Raw genomic sequence first — 19759 nt, 5'->3', positions numbered from 1 at the left:
GAAATAAAATGTGATGATTTTCCTGATCACACTTTACTGCCTGTACCCAATATTTGCAAATCCATATCTCACTTTTCCAAGTAGGTGAAGCAATGAAATTAACAAAAGAATTAGGAATTTCGCTCGGTTTTCTCGCCGGAACCACTTTTGGCAGCGGTATCGCTTTTTTGTTTCGTCTCCAGTCGGTTGAAGTGGTTGCCAGTGTAACGCTATTTGGTATTGCAGGAGCCATTGCCGGGATCATCACGGCAGTCATTCTGCGCCAGCGGCAACATTAGCATTAGCATGCTGGTAGCAAAATGCAGGCTTCACACGAATGATCCACAAAATAAAAAAAGGTCCGTGAATTGCCCTAGAGCAACTCACGAACCTTTTTTTGTTAGATGCGGTCGAGAGGACTCGAACCTCCACGGGGGTTAGCCCACACGGACCTGAACCGTGCGCGTCTGCCAATTCCGCCACGACCGCATAATATGTATCTCCTCATCCATCGATGAAAAGCGTTCCGGTGAAACAATTCCTTGTTTTACCGTAATTCAGAGTATACATGCTCCAAAATAAAAATGCAACTTCTTTTTTATTCATTCAAGAAAAGGACATATGTCCTTTTTTCTCAACTTCAAACACCCTATCGTAGCATTAAACAACAAATATACCATCCATAAGAATGCAAAAATGAAGGAGAGATCCACCTTGAAAACAACCCATCTGTGCTTTATCGGTGCCGGGTTTCATGCGTCCACGAATATTTACCCTTCTGTTGTTGAAGCCGGAGCGCAGATCCAGGCCATTGCCACACGCAGTATGGAACGCTCTGAAGCAGCTCTGCTGCGATTTGGCAGCAACGGACAAGCGTATGATAATGCTCAGCTTATGTTGCAGCAGGAAATCTGTGACGGAGTCGTTGTGGTCGCCCAGCCTGTAGATCAGACCGCTCTTGTTCTCGAATGCATTCGGGCTGGCAAGAATGTATACGTGGATAAGCCGCTCGGATGGAACGCAGCGGAAGCCGCCACTGTAGCAGAAGCTGCCGAGCAGGCTGGCGTCGTTGTCATGGTCGGTTTTATGAAACGTTATGCCCCCATATACATGAAGCTGAAGGAGCTAATTGATAGTGGTTCGCTAGGTAATGTACGTTCATTCCAGATGAAATTCGCTGTAGACAGTACCCCATTTTGCAAGGATGAGGAACAGTTCATGAAGCTCGCTGCCATTCATATGGTCGATCTGATGCGTTACTTATTCGGAGAAGTAATACGAGTTACAGGTACAACCGTGAAGGATGGGGAACACATTAATCAAAGCATTTCCCTTGTATTTGAAAATAACGTAGTAGGTAGCGCTTATTTTACCGGCATGAGTGCTTGGTCACGGGAGAGTGAAAGTGTACTCGTCACCTTTGACAACGGATTTGCGTCAGCTGAAGAGATCAACATACTTACTGTTCATCAATCCCGGAGCTCGACCAGCCTTCCCTGGAAATCTCTCGAGGAGCAAGATATTGTATATACACCTTCCGGATCTCCCATGTCAGGAGCTTATCGTGACCTTTATCTACGCGGGTTTGTTGGTGAAATGGCGCACTTCATCGCGTGTTGCCAGAATCAGACTGTCCCACATTCCAGTGCCAAGGATAATATTGCAACGATGGCTCTATGTGACTCCATTCTATCGTCACTGAAGTAGCGTATATACGCTCATCATCATATTTTATACATCCAGCGAAGAGCCTGAAACCGGGGCTCTTTTTTATATTATAGACATCAGCACATCTGCCTTGCCCTAGAGTTAGGGTTTATAATCTGCATCATAAGTGATATGCTCATTCATGAACTATACGTACTTTATGTAATATAACCACCCAAATAGATACTATAGAAAATCACCGTAAAGTGGAGGTGTAGTTATAATGAAAAAGGACGCAACCAAGCTATGTCCCGCGCCATACGGCTGTTCCGTGGAAGTTACCCTCAGTGTGATCGGAGGCAAATGGAAAGGTGCCATTTTGTATCATTTATTCTCCGGTCCTTTGAGATTTAACGAGATCCGAAAATTGTTTCCTGACATTACCCAGCGTATGCTCACCCTGCAACTTCGAGAGTTGGAAAGCAGCGGAATTGTTCATCGTGAAATATACCCCCAGATCCCACCTAAAGTGGAGTATTCCCTCACACCATTTGGTGAAACGTTACGGCCGATTATCTTCAGCATGCGAGATTGGGGAGAAACGTATACAAATGAGGTTCTGGCCAGATCCTCACAAGAGGTATAGTACACAAAAGAAGCTGTCCCTGGTTTTTAAGGGAACAGCTTCTTTGCTTGCTTATTTAATAACCGATTGGATCGTAACCGTACGGTTACGTCCCTCTTCCTTCGCTTGATACAATGCATTATCCGCCAGGTGAAACAGTTCTGTGGATGTTGTGGAGTGCTTGGGATATTCAGCAATTCCAGCCGAGATGGTCACGGAACGATCTATAGGCAATACGCTTTCTTCGACCGTTATTCGGATACGTTCAGCAATCTCAAAAGCGACGTTAGACTCGGAATTTCTTAACAAGACTACAAATTCCTCTCCACCAAACCGGGCGCAGACATCTTCTGGTCGAACAGACAATTGAATGATATTGGCAATGTGTTTCAATACTTCATCCCCAGCATGATGCCCGAATGTATCATTAATGGACTTGAAGCGGTCGATATCCAGAACAATAATGGAGAATGGCGCCTCATCCTGAATCCATTCCTGAATGACTTCTTCGAAGGTTCTGCGATTGTTCATGCCTGTTAAAACATCTGTTCTGGCATCATAGACAAGTTGGTTTGTCTGTTTCCTAAAGTTCGCCAATGCGCCAACAACTGCTCTTGTTAGAAGGTCTGCCTCTCTATTCCAGTGAGGTTTCATCACAGGCAGTTCTACTTGTCCCTTATCGACCTGATTCACCAAATCAGCCAGCATAGCAAAAGGACTGGCCAGCTTGCGTGCAACCCGAACCACAATAAGGGTCAGGATCAGGAAAGGCACTGAGGTGTACAGCAACAACATACGGATATGATGATTCAACTGATCGTACACCGTTTGGGTTGGAGACACGATTACGACGCCCCAATCTGTTGATGGAACTTTGTAATAACCTGCAAGCGAATCCACACCTGCCAGGTTTTTGTATTGTTCTTTACCGTGCTTGTTTACTAGCAGCTTTTGCACCACTTCATTTTTACTGACATTTTCACCAATTCGGTTGGTGTTAGGGTGAAATAACAAAGTGCCCTTCTTATCCACAATAAAAAAGTAGGACCCATTACTTGTCTTGAGCTGACTGCCAAAAGACAGACTCAATATATTATTTTCCTGCAAAAAGATATTTCCACCAATCGTTCCTTGGTACTCCCCTGCCGAATCAAAGATCGGTTCACTGACAAATACAATTCTGCGTTTGGTTCTGGGTGTCTGGTACGCTTCGGAGATATACGAAGTCCTCAAGCTAACCGCTTCTTTTGCTGCATTGGAACTAACATGGTGACCTACGCTAGCCTGTGAGTAAGGTGAGGTAGACCTAACTACTCCCGCTTTATCTACCAAAGAAACGGAATTGAAAAAATTACTGCTATTGCGAACCAAATCCAATGTGGAATTCAACTCTTTTGTATTGGAGTGATCCATATCCGGGAAATAATTGGCTGCATATTTCAAGCTCTCCTGCATGGAATAAAAAAGCGAATCCAGCGTTTGGCTCATTTGCACAGCGCTTGCATAGTTTAGGGACAGGGTGTTATCAATGAGTGACTGTTTCTGAGATGTATAAGATGAGATGACCATGAGGGTCAATGTCATTATAACTGAAATAGTGACCAACCCGCCGAGTAAAGCCGTGAGGCTGATCTTCTTGATGTTTTTTATTTTTCTTCGTAATCTTCTAGATCTCTTGATCTGTGCAATCATCGTTTACTTCCCCCGGATTTTCATGAAAAAGCATATTCCTTCTATCTTATACGAAAGTTGTTAAGATCAAATAAAGAGACTGAGAAATCTTAACAATTACATCGTAAGATTGACGATTTAATGACATTTTACTTTCCCTGGAAGAATCACTGTTCAGAATCGCCCTAATCGACAATGATATATCCTTCTTCTGGCTCTTGTTCAACAAACCCTGCCATCTGACGAACCTGAAATTCGATCGGGTGATGACTACCCATTAAAATGCGATTTTGAACTTCATCCGCTGTTTCTGTAGGTAATGCGAATGCACGTGTATAGGAAAACTGTGCCTGAAGTGTCGTATAGATCGCATTGACAAGCCGATCATTGCCCGCCCGTCCGAACACATTAAGGATGACAGCTCCGTCCGAGTCCAGCTTGTCCTTGACCATGGCAAAAAAATCACTGGATATAAACTGCTCGGGTGTACCCGTTGCCGTAAAGGCATCAATAATAATATAATCATATGACGCAGCAGGTTCCTGGCCCAATAATTCACGACCATCCCCAATGAGCACAGGCCTTCCCTCATAACCAAAAAAGGTCCGGCTCAACTCCACGACCTCTACGTCAAGCTCAGCCACTTTTAGCTGACGATCAGACAAGTAGGTTGGCAATGTGCCAATACCATGTCCCACCACAAATACGGTATCAAACTCAGGATCATTCCGTTCCATTAGATGCACCATCGCTCTTGGATACTCCAACACCATCCGGTTAGGCTCATCCAGATCCATGGCTCCCTGCACAGCTGCGTTGGAGAATTCTAATACACGAAACTGGCCCTTCTCTCCATAAAGCTTTTTGGTATCATATACCGTCAGCTCATGCTGTTCACTTTTATTCCGATACAGAACTCTCACTAACCGTTCTCCCTTCAATCTATTGCACACATTCGACATATACCTTCATTCTATTACACGGGATGACAACATACCACCCTATACTTTAAAGATCATAGTACAACAAAAAAACCGTTCCGACTCATTCGGAAACGGCCTTTTGATGAACCATTTAACACTTCTAAGACCCTATGGCCTCATGCAGAGCCTGGACATATGCTACACCCAGATTAGAGAGAGAAGTGCTCTTGTGGCTTATCCACCCTACATTAATGGACTCCTCACATTCCAGCGGAACAGGAATGATCTCGTCTCCGTTCAGATCAGCGCTAAGTACACCTGTAGAAATCGTATAACCATTCAGACCAATCAACAGGTTAAACAATGTTGCGCGGTCATTGACCTGTATGCTTTTGGGGTGAGATAACGTGCTCAGGATCTCTTCGGAAAAATGAAAGGAATTGTACTCTCCCTGATCAAATGACAAGTAGGGATAATCCTGCAGTTGCTCGATTGCAACCGACTCCTGCTTCGCCAGCGGGTTCTTCACACTGATAAAGATATGAGGCTTGGCTGTGAACAAACTGGTGAAAACCAGCCCCGCATCTTTTAACAATTTGTTAATTACCTTGGCATTGAACTCATTCAAATACAGGATGCCAATTTCACTGCGCAGGCTTTTCACGTCCTGAATAATCTCGTAGGTCTTTGTCTCCCGAAGCGCCAACTCGTATTCATCCTGACCATACTGCTGTACCAGACGAACAAAGGCATTCACTGCAAACGCATAATGCTGCGTCGATACAGAGAAGTGCTGCGGGGATGGCTTGGCGTTCAGATAACGATTCTCCAGCAATTCAGCTTGTTCTACCACCTGACGTGCATAACTCAGAAACTCAACGCCTTCTTTAGACAGAGATATTCCCTTATTGGTACGTTCAAAAATAGTAATTCGCAACTCCTGCTCCAGATCCCGAATGGCATTCGAAAGGCTGGGTTGCGAGATAAACAACCTTTTGGCTGCTTCATTCATGGAACCGCGCGTGGCAACTTCGATCACATATTTTAGTTGTTGTAATGTCACTGCACTATTCCTCTTTTCGTATCAATTGAATCTATTATATACCAAAAGAGGATCCGAACTTAAGCCATGCTTGCTGTCGGTCTCACTACAATCTCATTTACGTCCACCTCTGCCGGCTGGCTAATGGCGAACAATATACTTTGCGCAATCGCCGAGGCGGGAATGGATATGCGCCGATACTCTTTCATGAGATCACGTGCTTCTTCATCAGAAATCGTATCCGCGAGTTCCGATTCCGTCACGCCCGGTGATACAAGGGTTACACGGATATCTCCGCCTACTTCCTGTCGCAACCCCTCCGAGATGGCGCGGACCGCGTATTTGGTTGCACAATACACTGCTGCCGTTGGTGACACGGCATAGGCTCCAATAGAGGCGATATTAATAAACTGGCCGAAACCCTGCTTTTTCATGACGGGCAGTCCAGCCGCAATGCCATGCAGAACACCACGAATGTTAACATCTATCATGCGATTCCACTCATCTACTTTTAACGATTCAAGGGGAGATAGCGGCATAACTCCAGCGTTATTTAAAATAACATCGATACGTCCATAGCGAGTTTGAGCGAGGCCAACGATGGTTTGCATCTCTTCCAATCTGGTAACATCCAGCGAATGATACTCCACCGATCCGCCTTCCACACGAATGGAGGAGGCCAATGCCTCCAAACGTTCCATACGTCTAGCTCCAATAACTACATGTGCTCCATGCTGTGCAAGCAATCGAGCTGTTGACTCGCCAATTCCACTACTCGCACCGGTAATGACAACCACTTTCCCTTTTACATTGGACATATTAAATCACTCCTTATTTAGTTGTTATTGTACATTTTCTCTATACAAAACCATGCCTGCATGGTACAAAACGCCGTCCCTGAAGTCTCCATCCGCTGTAAATCCCGTATCATCCACGTATTCTATATGTTTCCCACATACGGGTGTTTTGGTTCTTGTTGGTCGCCCATTGAACTGCGCTCCATTGTCTCTCACTCCTCTCTGCTTCAAAAAGATTCCATTGCTTATCTCCATTATGTAGAGGATCAGTCGTTGTACGATAGAAAAATCCCGCAATATTCTTGCCTATTCCTCCAGAGCATTTTAAAATAATAGTAATCGTGGTTTACAAGGGGGGCTGTAATTCATGCTTATCAAAACAAATGAAACGGATACGAGCATCACGGAGCAGCAGCAACAATTGGCTCAACTTATTGAGCATTTCACCCCAAGTGACGGGATACATCCAACAGCAATTCCATCCCTTGCCTTAATCCGTGCCTCCGAGATCTCACAACCCATATATTCCGTTTATCAGCCTTCCCTCTGCATTGTCGCCCAAGGTTCCAAATTAGTTATACTCGGCCGCGAGAGCTACACCTACGACCTGTCACAATATTTGGTAGCTTCCGTAAACTTGCCTATTTCAGGGCAGGTTGTAAAGGCTACAACCGAACATCCCTATCTATGTATTCGACTGGATTTTGATTCAGGGCAGATTTTCGATCTGATTCAGGATACGCCTTCTGCACAACCCAAACCTGACCATTCAACACAAAGAGGATTGTTTGTTAGCTCAACCAAACCTTCCCTTCTTGAAGCCGTGATCCGATTGGTTCGGCTGCTGGATACACCTGAAGACATTCCTGTCCTTGCCCCTCTGTTTATCCGCGAAATTCTATATCGTATTATTCAGGATGAACACGGACATTCCATCAAGCAGTTTGCTATTCAGGACAGTCATGCACAGCATATCGCCGAGGTGATCGAAGTCATCCAATCCGATTACGCTAAGCCACTTCGGATTGAGCAACTTGCTGCCATGATCAACATGAGTTCTTCCTCATTACATCATCATTTCAAAGCCATTACCGCCATGAGCCCTTTGCAATTCCAGAAACAAATTCGATTGCATGAAGCCCGGCGAATGCTGCTTGCAGGTTCAACCGATGCCGCCGACGCTGCGTTCCAGGTTGGCTATGAAAGTCCGTCTCAATTCAGCCGGGAGTATGCCCGCATGTATGGTCTCCCTCCCAAAAGCGATATCAAACGACTTCGTCATACACTCGATATTAAAAACTAGAAACAACAAAAAGACCCGCGTCATCATGACGTGGGTATTCGGATTCATATAGGCAGCAGTGCCATCAAGAGAATAGGTTTTGTTTTTCAAAAACAGACATCTGGTTCTCCCCGGTAATAGGACATTCATCAGGATACATACTTCGTTTCTCCAACTTCTCGTCGATAAAATCAACCACCTGCTGTAGCGAAGCAATCTGTGCTTCAACTTTCTTCCGGTGATTCACCAGCATCTCCCGTTCATCCGGGAAATCTGCGAGATCGGAATCCATGGACATTTGTAAATAAGGCTTCATTTCCTCCAGAGACATTCCTGTTTTTTTCAGGCAAGTGATCAACTTCATCGTATGGATATCCTCCGAGCGATATACCCGATGGCGATTGGCCTTGCGTTCCGCTCGGGGAAGCAGCCCAATCTTCTCATAATAACGAATTGTATCTTCCGATAATCCGGCCTGTTCTGACGTTTCTTTAATGGAGAACACTTCATTCTCACTCATCATATGGGCCTCCTCCACATTCATTTCTCTCCATATTACAACTTGGAGCTGACTCCAAGTCAAGCATGATCCGTTCCATCCCAACACCCCTTGACTTGGAGTCGACTCCAAGTTATAGAATGAGCGCAGCATACAGATTCGTTCTGTAATCCCATTCTTCTGGAGGTATATATGAATATACAAAATCAACTTCGCACAGCTCTCATCACAGGGTCAACGTCAGGAATTGGTCTTGAACTGACACGCAAGTTACTGGCTGAAGGATGGCAGGTAATCGGTCTCAACCGTTCTGCTTTCCCATCCGAGGATACCGATATTCAGAACGCCTTACGTTCAGGCCAGCTCCGCCCCGTTCAGGCTAACCTGACCAACTATGACAGTCTGAGAACTGCACTGGATCAGATTAAATCCGATACCGATTCGATTGATGTCTTGTTTAACAATGCCGGGGGTAGCGCTGCCGAACTTCGTTTCTCTGATCAGGGGCATGAACTACACTTTGAACTTCAGACGGTAGTCCCTTACATCATCTACATGGAATTAGTTGAGCTATTACTCAAAGGACAGATGAAAACAGTTATTAATACTTCCACCACCTCGTTCAATATGGTCAGACAATTTGATCTGAACATCCTGGAACGTCCAGCCGAATTCAAAAAGCTGTTTGGTCCTTATGCCACCTCGAAGCTCGGCTTATCCCTATGGACACGCGAGGTTGCCAAGTCTGCCAGTGCGGATGGCATACAATTACTAAGCGTAGATCCCGGTGGAAATAACACGCTAAGGGGCAACAAAACATCCGGCCTGCCTTTCTATATCAAACCTATTATGAAATGGTTCTTTCCTCATCCAAGCCATGGCGCTTCGCTGCTCTACAATGCGGCCTTATCCCCAACCAGACACGAATCCGGTGCGTTCCTGGTTAAAAATAAAGCGGCAGCTCTTCGTTTCACAGAGCAAGGCCCTGCTGTTTTAAAGCGGGTAAACGAGATCTACGAGCAGCGTTTTCGTACAATGTAGTCTGGAATAAAGACGTGACCACATGCGGTCACGTCTTTTTTTGTCGTTTGTCCCTCATATTATCCAAGCCCTGATTCATAGGTGTAAACATAACGATACAATGTCGCGTGTGACATGTTATTGAATCTGGAGGGATTACGTAATGACCAAAGGACAGCAACCTAACGAAAAATCATTTATTATCCCGCAACCCATTCGCAGTGATGGCGCTGGTGGACCTGATCTGGGACCCAGAGACGTCATGAGAGATATACAAAACCCCGATATGCTGGTACCTCCGGCAACCGATAACGGGTTATTGCCCAATCTGAGAATGTCTTTTTCCGATACCCATATGCAATTGAACCATGGGGGTTGGTCACGTGAAATCACCGTACGGGATCTCCCTATTGCCACTACACTGGCAGGTGTGAACATGAGCCTGACACCGGGAGGTGTAAGGGAATTGCACTGGCATCAGCAATCCGAGTGGGCCTATATGATCTGGGGAACGGCAAGAATCACTTCGGTAGATCAGAACGGACGTAATTTTATTGCGGATGTCGGGCCTGGCGATCTCTGGTTTTTCCCCAAGGGTCTACCCCATTCCATTCAGGGACTGGAGGATGGTTGTGAATTTCTGCTTGTGTTTGATGACGGGTCCTTCTCCGATCTGAATACGTTATCCATATCCGATTGGTTTGCCCATACCCCACCAGAGGTATTGTCTGTCAATTTCGGCGTGCCCGAATCCGCTTTTCAGTCAATGCCGAAGGAACAGGTCTACATTTTCCAAGATACCGTCCCGGGTTCCATCGAGAGCCAAGAAGTTCAGTCGCCATATGGTACCGTTCCTCTCACATTCAAACACCGATTGCTGGCCCAGGAACCACTCATTACTCCCGGCGGAAGCGTCCGGATTGTCGACTCCACCAACTTCCCCATCTCAACTACCGTTGCAGCCGCACTCGTTGAAATCCGACCTGGCGCCATGCGTGAACTGCACTGGCATCCCAATGCAGATGAATGGCAATACTATCTGACAGGACAAGGGAGAATGACTGTCTTTGGAGGCAATGGCATTGCTCGCACATTTGACTATCGGGCTGGAGATGTCGGATATGTTCCTGTCGCAATGGGACACTATATACAAAATACCGGCACAGACACTTTATGGTTTTTGGAGATATTCCGAAGTGATCGATTCGAGGATGTATCGCTGAATCAGTGGATGGCGTTAACCCCGCAGGATCTGGTCCGTGACAATCTGAATGCGCCGCCTGAGTTGCTCAATGCCTTGCGTAAAGTAAAATGGCCTGTCGTTTAATTTAGTATGTATATCTATCATTTAAGCTGAAATGGGGTAATTGTCAGAGAATCCCACTATATAAGGAGGAATATGAAAGATGAGAGCCGTTACGTTTCAGGGAATCAAGGACATTCAAGTCAAAGAGGTTGAAGATCCCAAACTGCAACAGAAGGATGACATTATCGTTCGTATTACTTCCACAGCTATATGTGGATCGGATCTGCATATTTATCAGGGAGCCTTGCCTGCTGCCAAAGATTATGTTATCGGTCATGAACCGATGGGCATTGTAGAAGAAGTAGGTCCAGAAGTGACACGTGTGAAGAAGGGGGACCGTGTGGTCCTGCCTTTTAACATCGCTTGTGGTGAATGCTTCTATTGCAATCATGACATGGAGAGCCAGTGCGATAATTCCAATGGCAATCCGGATATTCATACAGGTGGATATTTTGGATTCACCGAACGTTACGGAAACCACCCCGGAGGTCAGGCAGAATTATTGCGTGTTCCCTACGGGAACTTCACTCCGTTTGTGATTCCTGAATCCTGTGAACTGGAAGATGAAGCTTTATTATTCCTGTCCGATGTTCTTCCAACCGCATATTGGAGCGTGGAGAATGCCGGAGTTAAACCGGGAGATACGGTCACTGTACTCGGTAGTGGACCCATTGGGCTGATGACGCAGAAGTTCGCCTGGATGAAAGGTGCCAAACGTGTTATTGCTGTGGATCGCCTGCCCTATCGACTGGAGAAAGCCAAACGTTTGAACGATGCAGAGATCTTTAATTTCGAAGATTACGATGATATGGGTGAGCACATTCGTGAGATTACACAAGGCGGAACCGACGTTGTTATCGACTGTGTAGGTATGGATGGTAAAAAAACCACGCTGGAGGAGATCGGACAGAAGCTGAAACTTCATGGCGGTTCACTGAGTGCGATCGAAATCGGCATGAAAGCGATCCGCAAATTCGGTACACTCCAACTTACGGGTGTATATGGCTCTTCCTACAACATGTTTCCGTTAGGTAATTTGTTTGAACGCAATATCAATCTTAAAATGGGACAAGCTCCTGTTATACATTACATGCCTGAATTGTTCCGCAAAATCACTGCTGGTGAATTTGATCCAACGGAGATCATCTCCCATCGGATTTCACTGGAGAATGCAAGCGATGCATACCGCATTTTCAACGATCATGAAGACGAATGTACCAAAGTTATACTAAAACCCTGAACCGTCGCTTTGATTATAAATATGCAAAATAAAACAAGCAGAACTACCTGTTCAAGGTACTCTGCTTGTTTTATTTTATCGACATTCATCCTGTTACCGTTGCATAAACTGCTCAGCCAGCTAAATGGTCTGTACCTAATCAGACATGAGTCGGTTTAGTCGCTTGGATATACACACTTTCTCCTTGGAAGCTGTCGAGCTTCCCGTTCGTTGTCACTTCAAAATTGAAAAATTTTCTGATGATGGACGGTGCACTCAACATACTTGCTTCAAGTTCCCTTCTCTCCCGTTCCGGCAGTGCCGCACGGTTACACCACTCTTCAAACTTAAAGCGCTTCTGGAAGGAAACCATCGTTTCCATTCGGAAGCCCGCATACTCCAGCATATGAATCCATTCCGTCTTGCGCCATGCTCGAACATGGCTTGCATCCCGGCACTTCTCCACTTCATTGTAAAACTGGTCATTCTCATCACGTTCAGGTGCCACGTTGTCAATGAATAACAACCTTCCACCAGGCTTCATAACTCGTAATGCCTCATGAACAAACGAAGAAACATCCGGAAAATGGTGAGCAGCGATTCGGCAGGTTACAAGGTCATAGATATCATCATCGAATGGCAGCTTCTCTGCATCCCCGGCAACAAAATCTACATTACGGTGTCCATTGCCCTGGATAAATGCTTCAGCTACCTGAAGCATTTCTTCCGTTAGATCGAGGGCTGTCACCCGCTGAACAAGTGGAGCCAATGCATTAGCGACATGCCCTCCTCCAGTGGCGATATCCAGCACGTTCATATCCGGAGTGGCTTGAGATGAAGCCACGAGCAACGCGAGATCCTCACCTTTGGCATGCCCCGAACTCGTCACATATTTACCTGCATTTTTTGCAAACTGCTTCTGCACCTGACTTTTGATTACATCAGACATTCCAATTCCTCCTGCATAAGTTTCATTAGACGAAACATAGTTTCAAAATATAATTATATTTATTTTACCATAGATGAATGTAAAAGCTAAATAAGCATTTTACACAAATCCGGAGGCAACTTTCCACTACCTAACCAAAAAGCTGAAATAAAAAACATCCCCCAAGTGAATTTCACCCAGGAGATGTTTCTTATATTTATTACTTCACAAGCGTTGGTGACTTCTTCCACAGTCCCAGAATCAGACCGGAGATCACAGAACCAATCGCAACAGCGAGCAGGAACAATAATGCGTGGTTCGCCAGTGCTGCAACAAAGATCCCACCGTGCGGAGCCGGTACATTAATGCTCCACAGTTGTGTCAATCCGCCAGCAACAGCGGAACCCAGAATACAAGAAGTCAATACACGTAATGGATCAGCCGCAGCAAATGGAATTGCACCTTCTGTAATGAAAGAGAATCCAAGTACATAGTTAGTCAGGCCTGATTTGCGTTCTTGCTCTGTAAATTTGGATTTGAAGAATGTTGTTGCAAGTGCAATCGCCAGAGGAGGCACCATACCGCCTGCCATAACCGCTGCCATCCATGCACCGTCTGTGTTACCACTGGATGTGAATACCCCAATAGCGAATGTGTAAGCCGCTTTGTTGAACGGTCCACCCATATCGATGGACATCATACCGCCAAGCAGCAAGCCCAACAATACCGCATTACCTGTACCCAAGTTACCCAGTGCATCTACAAGCCATGTGTTCAGGGAACCAAAGATTGGATCAAAGACATAGAAACTGATGGCACCTACGATCAGCAAACCAAATACCGGATACAGCAAGATTGGTTTCAAGCCATCAATCGCTTTTGGCAATCCTTTGAACAACTTACGGAGACCAATAACTACATAACCCGCCAGGAAACCGGCAGCCAAACCACCAAGGAAACCGGCGTTTGAGTTAACCGCCATCAATCCACCGACCATACCAGGCATCAGGGCCGGGCGATCACCAATACTCATCGCGATAAATCCGGCAAGTACCGGAATCAGGAAGTGGAACGCACCTGTTCCGCCACCGATCGTTTGAAGCAGTTGCACAATCGGATTCTCAGGGCTAGCGAGTTGCTCGAACAAGAAGGAGATTGCTAGCAGGATACCGCCACCTACAACGAATGGTAGCATATGCGAGATACCATTCATCAGATCTTTATAGATTTTGCTACCTACACTAATCTTACCAGTGCTTGCGCCCTCTTCCTTGGCATTTCCACCTTGGCTACGATAGATCGGTGCATCACCGTTAACGGCCTTGCGAATCAACTCTTCGGATTTACGGATTCCATCACTCACCGGTCTTTGCAATACCGGTTTGCCATCGAAACGTGCCATCTCCACATTTTTGTCTGCGGCAACGATAACCCCTTTAGCACGAGCGATCTCATCAGCAGTGAGAACATTCTGCGCGCCTTCAGAGCCGTTTGTCTCTACGCGAATATTAATACCCATTTCCTGAGCTTTCTTTTTAAGTGCATCTTCAGCCATAAACGTATGAGCTATACCGGTTGGACAGGCTGTAACCGCAACAACAAAATCTTCCGAATTGGCATTACCTACAATCACCCCAGAGGTGTTTTGTTGCTGACCAGTAGTAGAAGTGGATGCGACATTTGCTGCTTTTTCAGCTTTTGCTTTTTCTTTGGCTGCTTCCTTCTCCGCTGCTTCTGCCTGTTTGGCATCAAACAATGCACTAACTTCGGCAGGTGTATCTGTACTCATCAATTGTGAGATGAAATCGCTATCAATCAACAACCTGGAAAGAGCTGCAAGCGTACGCAGATGGGTATTACCTGCGCCTTCTGGAGCCGCAATCATGAAGAACACATGAGCTGGCTGATCATCCAACGCTTCAAAATCAAGCCCTTTTCTACTCTTGGCAAATACAACTGTTGGTTCGTTCACCGCTGTTGTTTTGGCATGTGGCATTGCAATTCCGCCACCGATACCCGTGCTCGATTCAGCTTCTCTTTTATAGATCATTTCCTTGAACAGGACCGGATCATTGATTCGTCCGCTTCGGTTCAGGCTTGCAATTAGTTCATCAATAGCCTCATCTTTGGTTGTGGCTTGCAGGTCCATGATCATCGTTTCTTGGATCATCAAGTCTGTTATTCTCATCTTGGTACACTCCCTTAAGTTCAGTCGGCCTGCATAGGCAGGCCTCACTACATTAAACAATTACAGTAAAAACCTTTTATATGGCCGTTAGACTAAATCGTCGTAATGGTTACTTGATTACGCAATTCATCAATCAATTCTCGTGTTGCCAGATCATCCGAGAACGCAGTTGCGCTTCCAGATGCAACCCCTGTGCGGAAAGCTTCCAGCAAATTTCCGCTCTGTACATAGGTACCTACGAATCCGCCAATCATGGAGTCACCGGCACCAACCGAGTTTTTCACAGTACCTTTTGGCACATTCGCATGATGAACTTCCGCTTTGGTAATGAATAATGCACCCTCGCCTGCCATGGAGATCAACACATGTTTAGCACCGGCTTCCAGCAACTTACGCCCGTATAACACCAGTTCCTCGCGAGTATTAATCGTTACACCGAACAGTTCGGCCAGTTCATGATGATTTGGCTTCACCAGCAACGGTGCATGTTCAAGAGCTTCCATTAACGCAGGGCCAGTTGTATCAATCACAAATTCGGCACCCGTTTGCTTGCACACTTTAATGAGACGATCATAAAAATCCGTTCCAAGTGAAGGAGGTACACTTCCGGAGAGAATGACAATATCTCCTTTTTGCAACGAAGACAATTTGTGAAGCAACTGCTCCGCCTCTTCGGCACTGATTGCAGGTCCAAGACCATTAATCTCTGTCTCTTCTCCATGCTTCAGCTTGATGTTAATGCGAGTATCGTCTGCAATCGTAACAAAGTCTGTCCGAATGTTATCTTCTTGCAACTTGTCATTAATGAAACGTCCCGTGAATCCACCAAGGAAACCAATAGCCGTGTTATCTGCTCCAAGTTGATTCAGTATGCGAGAGACATTAATGCCTTTGCCGCCAGGGAGTTTCAAATCCCGATTCATTCGATTCAATCCGCCAAGCTTCAGCTCATCCACTTCCACGATGTAATCAATGGACGGGTTAAGTGTTATCGTATATATCATCGTTATCCCTCAATTATTTTAGTTTTCTGGGCGATTCCAGGCCGCCAATGTTCTGGCATCTGCTCGGTAATCAAATCGGCCTCCTCCAAATCAAACAATTTGGCAAAAGTAATTTCCCCTATTTTGCTGGAATCAGCCAGCACATAAGATTTTCCCGACAATTGATGTGCACGCCTTTTAATCAAGGCTTCCTCCGGATCCGGTGTTGTATACCCCATTTCGGGATCAACTCCGTTGCTTCCAAGAAAACATTTATCAAAACGGAAATTATCCATGTTCTGTAATGCGATACTGCCAATGACTGCTTTTGTATGAATTTTCATCATACCTCCGAGCAAATAACTGCGAATACGCTTGCTTACCAAAGCCTCAACATGTGAAAGTCCATTGGTAACAACCGTTACGTCTTTAGCTTCAATAAAAGGAATCATGGCTAACGTTGTCGTTCCTGCATCCAGATAAATGCATTCGCCATTTTCGATCTCCTGTGCAGCCAAACGGGCAATCGTCGTTTTTTGTTGAATGTTTTTGAACGTTTTTTCTTCCATGCCCGGTTCCAGCGTTTTTTCATTCACCAGTGCGGCACCGCCGTGGATGCGTTTGAGCATCTGACGACTCTCCAGATCGATCAAGTCACGCCTAATCGTTGATTCAGAAGCACCCAACACATCAACAAGCTCTTGCAATTTCACAATTCCCTGTAAATGTAAGCGCTCTATAATTGCAGCATATCGTTCTTCAGTCAGCATCTTCATTCCTCCAACTGCTTCTATAGTATCATAATTCACTCAAAAAACAACCACTTTCATTCAAAATAATTTAAAAACATTCAAAAACCCGCATCTTTCGACTTATTTTCTTGTCCAATTGTCCCTTTCTTACTTCATGTTCTTAAAGTTGGAATTCCGTGCCCTTCAAATCTTCATTAAAAATCCTGCAGCCTCCAGCGCTGGATGCGCGGCGTTGCAGGATTTTGCTGTTCATGGGAACTGCATGACGTTTATGACTCTACAACCATAGCATCCGGTTTGGGTTTAAGCCATTTGCCATCTTCATTAATAAAAGCACCCTTGAAGCGGCCCATCTCCAATTGTTCAATTAACCTCTCCTCGTCCATGACCAGAATCTCAGCGAGCTGCCCCGAAGTGTAATAGTGAGCGGGATTGTAATCGAGCAGCACAGGAACAGACGTATCATATAGTTCTTTGATCAGATTCTCAAAGGAATGCCGACCCAGGTTCTCCATATCTCTATAAAACTGCAAATGTTGGGACACCATATTACGGAAAGATTTATTCTCCAGATGCATCCACAACGTATTGCAGGCCCGAACACTCATATGATTTTGTTCCACATCGTAAAATTGAACTTCTTCAATCTTCATGTATTTCTCTTGAAATGCTACGATCTTAATCAAAGGTACATTTCGTTTACGCGACGCTTTCTTCAAATGGGCTCTAAATTGTTCATAGTTCATTTCATTCATCTATTATCCCTGCCTTTAACATGTTCCAACCGACATTTTACAACAAATTAAAGGCAAGTGTAACCTTCATCATATGAAAAACGAAAAAACGTGCAGCATCAGATGCCACACGTTCACAATATTATATAGAGTGCGATTACTCAGCGAGGGCACCACTTTTCACCCACGTAGCCGTAAATTCCTGTTCTTCATACGCATAGAATTGTTGCAAAATAATCTCCCGATCATCGAGGAACAATTGATCCGCTATGGCAGAGACCAGTTTCGGCACCGCGCTCTTGGTCCCCGATATTGCCGATGCCGACAGACCACAGCTGGCAAGTGCAGAGTAGTTGAATACAAACAGTCCGTGCAACGGTTTCTCACCCTGTTCACTCCTGCTTGTCATTGCAAACCCGGAACTCAGGTATGGATGTGCGTCCAGCAACGCATTGCGATGCTCTGGTGGAGCCTGGTAACAATCCTCCCAACGCGCGATGTATGGCTCCACAAGCTTCAGTTCAGGACGGAGTGCAGGATCACTGAGAAGACCTGTGCTAATAATTAGAAAATCAAACTCATATGCACCCTGTGCGGTATGCACAATCGCGCCTTGGTCTGTTGCTTCTACACTCAGCCAAGGAGAATTCAAATGTAGTTCGAATCCTGGCCAGGCTGCCGCACGATTAAACGTATCATTGGTGGGCGGTTGATTGAATTTGAAGAAATGAGAGATCACCTCATATTTATCAGCAACCGGAAGAGCGTGGTATCGCTCAATCATACCGGATTGTTCCATCTGACGAATGGGATTAATACTTGGCAGTTGTTCCCGCCGCACAAATACATGAGCTTCCGCCACACCCGTGGCAAGGGCATAGCTTGCATTATCGAATGCAGAAGCGCCGCCGCCAAGCACAGCAATTCTTTTATCTTTTAATTGATCAAAATCAATCGCTTCCGACGTATGGGCATACCGATCCCGAGGTAATCTATCCGCAATCATGGATGGCACATGCCACTCTCCACCACCTTGTATTCCCGTAGCAAACACTACTTTGCGAGCAAGTATAACATCCATCTGAGATCGAGCCTTGTTCACATGAAGTCGATGTATTCCGTTCTCCATAGGCTCAACCAGCGTCAATTCTACCTCATTAAGCACAGGCAGATTCAATACTTCCCGATACCAGCGTAAATAATTCATCCAGTCCCCACGCGGGATCTTATCTACCTCTTCCCAACCTTCGGGCCCAACCTGTGCTTCCCACCATGAGCGAAAGGTTAACGAGGGGATCCCCAGATCAATGGAGGTCAGATGCTTGGGTGTGCGTAAAGTTACCATACGCGCATAAGTCTCCCAAGGTCCTTCAAGCCCCGATGCATTCTCGTCAATGACCACAATATTGGAGATCCGTTCACGAAGAAGTCCAAATGCCGCCCCTAAACCACTCTGGCCTCCACCCACAATGACGACATCATAGACATGACCATCCGCATGTTCTCTTGGACGTACCCAATTCGTGCCGCCAAATGACAAATAATCCAGATCATTCTTCACACGCTCATTCAAAGCTTCCAGGCTCATGATTCATCAACCCTTTCGAGATACATATATGAACTATTCTTTCTTTGATTATTTGATGTAAGTTTGTTGTTAGTTATTTCGAGGATAATTGTGCTTTTTCTTTGTGTTCCTGAAATATATTAGCGTTATTATATGAGTTATCGGGGATGAATTGAAGTTCGCGGTAGATTTATTGTCATCAACACTAAAAATAACTGACATGCTTGTTAATTCCTACGAAACTCTAATTGGATTTTTGATGCAGTTCCTGCTGAACGGATGATTTGCAGAAAAAAAAAAGAACAGACCAAGATGTAACCTCGGTCTGTCTTATTAAAGGAATGCTATTGGCCGGCTTGTTCACGGCGCTGCAATTTTTCATTGGTTAATTTCTCAGGGGTCACATCATGACCCAGTGGGTCCACAACGGATACTGCCAGCATGGTTGTCAGCACCTGACCTCGAATAGCCTGTAAATATTGTTTTCTAAGCTCCTGCTGCTCGCTTTTTTCTGCTTTTGTCAAACCGACGCTGCTGCGTTGTTTTCGACTTAATTCGTTAATGCGTCCCAAAATAGGAATCATGAAATCCACCTCA

The 19759-nt window shown here is 45.4% G+C and carries 20 protein-coding genes and 1 tRNA gene; 7 read left to right on the top strand and 14 right to left on the bottom strand.

Translation table 11 applies throughout. The features are described 5' to 3' along the window. The first annotated feature begins 92 nt into the window (after positions 1 to 92). Positions 93 to 278 carry a hypothetical protein gene (locus EL84_RS16165; RefSeq protein WP_036609735.1) on the top strand — a complete coding sequence of 62 codons (186 nt, stop codon included), beginning with the start codon at positions 93 to 95 and terminating at the stop codon, positions 276 to 278. A gap of 106 nt (positions 279 to 384) precedes the next feature. Here the strand turns inward: EL84_RS16165 and EL84_RS16160 are convergent. Beyond that, positions 385 to 468, bottom strand: a tRNA-Leu gene (locus tag EL84_RS16160). Positions 469 to 693: 225 nt separating this feature from the next. Here EL84_RS16160 and EL84_RS16155 point away from each other — a divergent pair. Further along, the gene (locus EL84_RS16155; RefSeq protein WP_047842350.1) at positions 694 to 1686 is read left to right on the top strand and encodes a Gfo/Idh/MocA family protein; all 993 of its coding nucleotides are present in this window, start codon (positions 694 to 696) and stop codon (positions 1684 to 1686) included. Between the two features lie 223 nt (positions 1687 to 1909). Next, complete coding sequence (locus EL84_RS16150; protein WP_036609739.1) at positions 1910 to 2272, top strand: winged helix-turn-helix transcriptional regulator; 363 nt, start codon at positions 1910 to 1912, stop codon at positions 2270 to 2272. Positions 2273 to 2323: 51 nt separating this feature from the next. On the opposite strand, the gene EL84_RS16145 is transcribed toward EL84_RS16150, so the two are convergent. From EL84_RS16145 to EL84_RS16125, 5 genes are all read right to left on the bottom strand, one after another. After that, a complete protein-coding gene (locus tag EL84_RS16145) occupies positions 2324 to 3943 on the bottom strand; it encodes a sensor domain-containing diguanylate cyclase (RefSeq protein ID WP_047842349.1) in 1620 nt (539 codons plus the stop codon). A gap of 164 nt (positions 3944 to 4107) precedes the next feature. Further along, complete coding sequence (locus EL84_RS16140) at positions 4108 to 4845, bottom strand: spermidine synthase (protein WP_047842348.1); 738 nt, start codon at positions 4843 to 4845, stop codon at positions 4108 to 4110. Positions 4846 to 5005: 160 nt separating this feature from the next. Next, complete coding sequence (locus tag EL84_RS16135; protein WP_017689438.1) at positions 5006 to 5908, bottom strand: LysR family transcriptional regulator; 903 nt, start codon at positions 5906 to 5908, stop codon at positions 5006 to 5008. A gap of 59 nt (positions 5909 to 5967) precedes the next feature. Next, a complete protein-coding gene (locus tag EL84_RS16130; RefSeq protein WP_047842347.1) occupies positions 5968 to 6705 on the bottom strand; it encodes an SDR family oxidoreductase in 738 nt (245 codons plus the stop codon). A gap of 24 nt (positions 6706 to 6729) precedes the next feature. After that, a complete protein-coding gene (locus EL84_RS16125; RefSeq protein ID WP_082219187.1) occupies positions 6730 to 6939 on the bottom strand; it encodes an Atu4866 domain-containing protein in 210 nt (69 codons plus the stop codon). A 112-nt stretch (positions 6940 to 7051) separates the two neighbouring features. On the opposite strand from EL84_RS16125, the gene EL84_RS16120 reads away from it, so the two are divergent. Then, positions 7052 to 7987, top strand: coding sequence for an AraC family transcriptional regulator (locus EL84_RS16120; protein WP_047842345.1), 936 nt, complete (start codon positions 7052 to 7054; stop codon positions 7985 to 7987). 64 nt (positions 7988 to 8051) lie between these two features. Here EL84_RS16120 and EL84_RS16115 read toward each other — a convergent pair whose 3' ends face one another. Further along, on the bottom strand, positions 8052 to 8489 hold the full coding sequence (locus EL84_RS16115) for a MerR family transcriptional regulator (protein ID WP_053061511.1): 438 nt from the start codon (positions 8487 to 8489) through the stop codon (positions 8052 to 8054). A 168-nt stretch (positions 8490 to 8657) separates the two neighbouring features. Here EL84_RS16115 and EL84_RS16110 point away from each other — a divergent pair, with 168 nt between their 5' ends. The 3 genes from EL84_RS16110 (at position 8658) to EL84_RS16100 (ending at position 12031) form a co-directional block, all read left to right on the top strand. After that, entirely contained in the window at positions 8658 to 9506 is an 849-nt protein-coding gene (locus tag EL84_RS16110) for an SDR family NAD(P)-dependent oxidoreductase (RefSeq protein WP_047842343.1), read from the top strand. A gap of 142 nt (positions 9507 to 9648) precedes the next feature. Then, positions 9649 to 10812: an oxalate decarboxylase family bicupin gene (locus EL84_RS16105; RefSeq protein ID WP_047842342.1), complete on the top strand. Its 1164-nt coding sequence runs from the start codon at positions 9649 to 9651 to the stop codon at positions 10810 to 10812. A gap of 79 nt (positions 10813 to 10891) precedes the next feature. Further along, positions 10892 to 12031 (top strand): zinc-dependent alcohol dehydrogenase, encoded by a 1140-nt coding sequence (locus EL84_RS16100; RefSeq protein ID WP_036609757.1) that lies wholly within the window; start codon positions 10892 to 10894, stop codon positions 12029 to 12031. Positions 12032 to 12170: 139 nt separating this feature from the next. On the opposite strand, the gene EL84_RS16095 is transcribed toward EL84_RS16100, so the two are convergent. From EL84_RS16095 to EL84_RS16065, 7 genes are all read right to left on the bottom strand, one after another. After that, positions 12171 to 12959 (bottom strand): class I SAM-dependent methyltransferase, encoded by a 789-nt coding sequence (locus EL84_RS16095; protein WP_047842341.1) that lies wholly within the window; start codon positions 12957 to 12959, stop codon positions 12171 to 12173. A 199-nt stretch (positions 12960 to 13158) separates the two neighbouring features. Further along, on the bottom strand, positions 13159 to 15126 hold the full coding sequence (locus EL84_RS16090; protein ID WP_047842340.1) for a PTS fructose transporter subunit IIABC: 1968 nt from the start codon (positions 15124 to 15126) through the stop codon (positions 13159 to 13161). Between the two features lie 92 nt (positions 15127 to 15218). Then, a complete protein-coding gene (gene pfkB, locus EL84_RS16085; protein WP_036609763.1) occupies positions 15219 to 16130 on the bottom strand; it encodes a 1-phosphofructokinase in 912 nt (303 codons plus the stop codon). Between the two features lie 2 nt (positions 16131 to 16132). After that, positions 16133 to 16879 (bottom strand): DeoR/GlpR family DNA-binding transcription regulator, encoded by a 747-nt coding sequence (locus EL84_RS16080; RefSeq protein WP_017689448.1) that lies wholly within the window; start codon positions 16877 to 16879, stop codon positions 16133 to 16135. Between the two features lie 251 nt (positions 16880 to 17130). Then, positions 17131 to 17616 (bottom strand): hypothetical protein, encoded by a 486-nt coding sequence (locus EL84_RS16075; RefSeq protein WP_036609765.1) that lies wholly within the window; start codon positions 17614 to 17616, stop codon positions 17131 to 17133. 136 nt (positions 17617 to 17752) lie between these two features. Beyond that, complete coding sequence (locus tag EL84_RS16070; RefSeq protein WP_047842339.1) at positions 17753 to 19183, bottom strand: NAD(P)-binding domain-containing protein; 1431 nt, start codon at positions 19181 to 19183, stop codon at positions 17753 to 17755. 323 nt (positions 19184 to 19506) lie between these two features. Beyond that, a complete protein-coding gene (locus EL84_RS16065; RefSeq protein WP_047842338.1) occupies positions 19507 to 19746 on the bottom strand; it encodes a DUF896 domain-containing protein in 240 nt (79 codons plus the stop codon). Positions 19747 to 19759 lie beyond the last annotated feature (13 nt).

Source organism: Paenibacillus sp. VT-400 (assembly GCF_001029205.1).
GTDB classification, from domain to species: domain Bacteria; phylum Bacillota; class Bacilli; order Paenibacillales; family Paenibacillaceae; genus Paenibacillus; species Paenibacillus amylolyticus.
The sequence above is the reverse complement of the archived record's forward strand: the minus strand, read 5'-3'. Positions and strand labels throughout refer to the sequence as shown.

Excerpts from the sequence above, each read along its gene's own strand:
- EL84_RS16165 (WP_036609735.1), top strand. The coding sequence starts at position 93 with ATGAAATTAACAAAAGAATTAGGAATTTCGCTCGGTTTTCTCGCCGGA.
- EL84_RS16150 (WP_036609739.1), top strand. The coding sequence starts at position 1,910 with ATGAAAAAGGACGCAACCAAGCTATGTCCCGCGCCATACGGCTGTTCC.
- EL84_RS16145 (WP_047842349.1), bottom strand. The coding sequence starts at position 3,943 with ATGATTGCACAGATCAAGAGATCTAGAAGATTACGAAGAAAAATAAAA.
- EL84_RS16130 (WP_047842347.1), bottom strand. The coding sequence starts at position 6,705 with ATGTCCAATGTAAAAGGGAAAGTGGTTGTCATTACCGGTGCGAGTAGT.
- EL84_RS16125 (WP_082219187.1), bottom strand. The coding sequence starts at position 6,939 with ATGGAGATAAGCAATGGAATCTTTTTGAAGCAGAGAGGAGTGAGAGAC.
- EL84_RS16120 (WP_047842345.1), top strand. The coding sequence starts at position 7,052 with ATGCTTATCAAAACAAATGAAACGGATACGAGCATCACGGAGCAGCAG.
- EL84_RS16115 (WP_053061511.1), bottom strand. The coding sequence starts at position 8,489 with ATGATGAGTGAGAATGAAGTGTTCTCCATTAAAGAAACGTCAGAACAG.
- EL84_RS16110 (WP_047842343.1), top strand. The coding sequence starts at position 8,658 with ATGAATATACAAAATCAACTTCGCACAGCTCTCATCACAGGGTCAACG.
- EL84_RS16105 (WP_047842342.1), top strand. The coding sequence starts at position 9,649 with ATGACCAAAGGACAGCAACCTAACGAAAAATCATTTATTATCCCGCAA.
- EL84_RS16100 (WP_036609757.1), top strand. The coding sequence starts at position 10,892 with ATGAGAGCCGTTACGTTTCAGGGAATCAAGGACATTCAAGTCAAAGAG.
- EL84_RS16095 (WP_047842341.1), bottom strand. The coding sequence starts at position 12,959 with ATGTCTGATGTAATCAAAAGTCAGGTGCAGAAGCAGTTTGCAAAAAAT.
- EL84_RS16090 (WP_047842340.1), bottom strand. The coding sequence starts at position 15,126 with ATGAGAATAACAGACTTGATGATCCAAGAAACGATGATCATGGACCTG.
- pfkB (WP_036609763.1), bottom strand. The coding sequence starts at position 16,130 with ATGATATATACGATAACACTTAACCCGTCCATTGATTACATCGTGGAA.
- EL84_RS16080 (WP_017689448.1), bottom strand. The coding sequence starts at position 16,879 with ATGCTGACTGAAGAACGATATGCTGCAATTATAGAGCGCTTACATTTA.
- EL84_RS16075 (WP_036609765.1), bottom strand. The coding sequence starts at position 17,616 with ATGAATGAAATGAACTATGAACAATTTAGAGCCCATTTGAAGAAAGCG.
- EL84_RS16070 (WP_047842339.1), bottom strand. The coding sequence starts at position 19,183 with ATGAGCCTGGAAGCTTTGAATGAGCGTGTGAAGAATGATCTGGATTAT.
- EL84_RS16065 (WP_047842338.1), bottom strand. The coding sequence starts at position 19,746 with ATGATTCCTATTTTGGGACGCATTAACGAATTAAGTCGAAAACAACGC.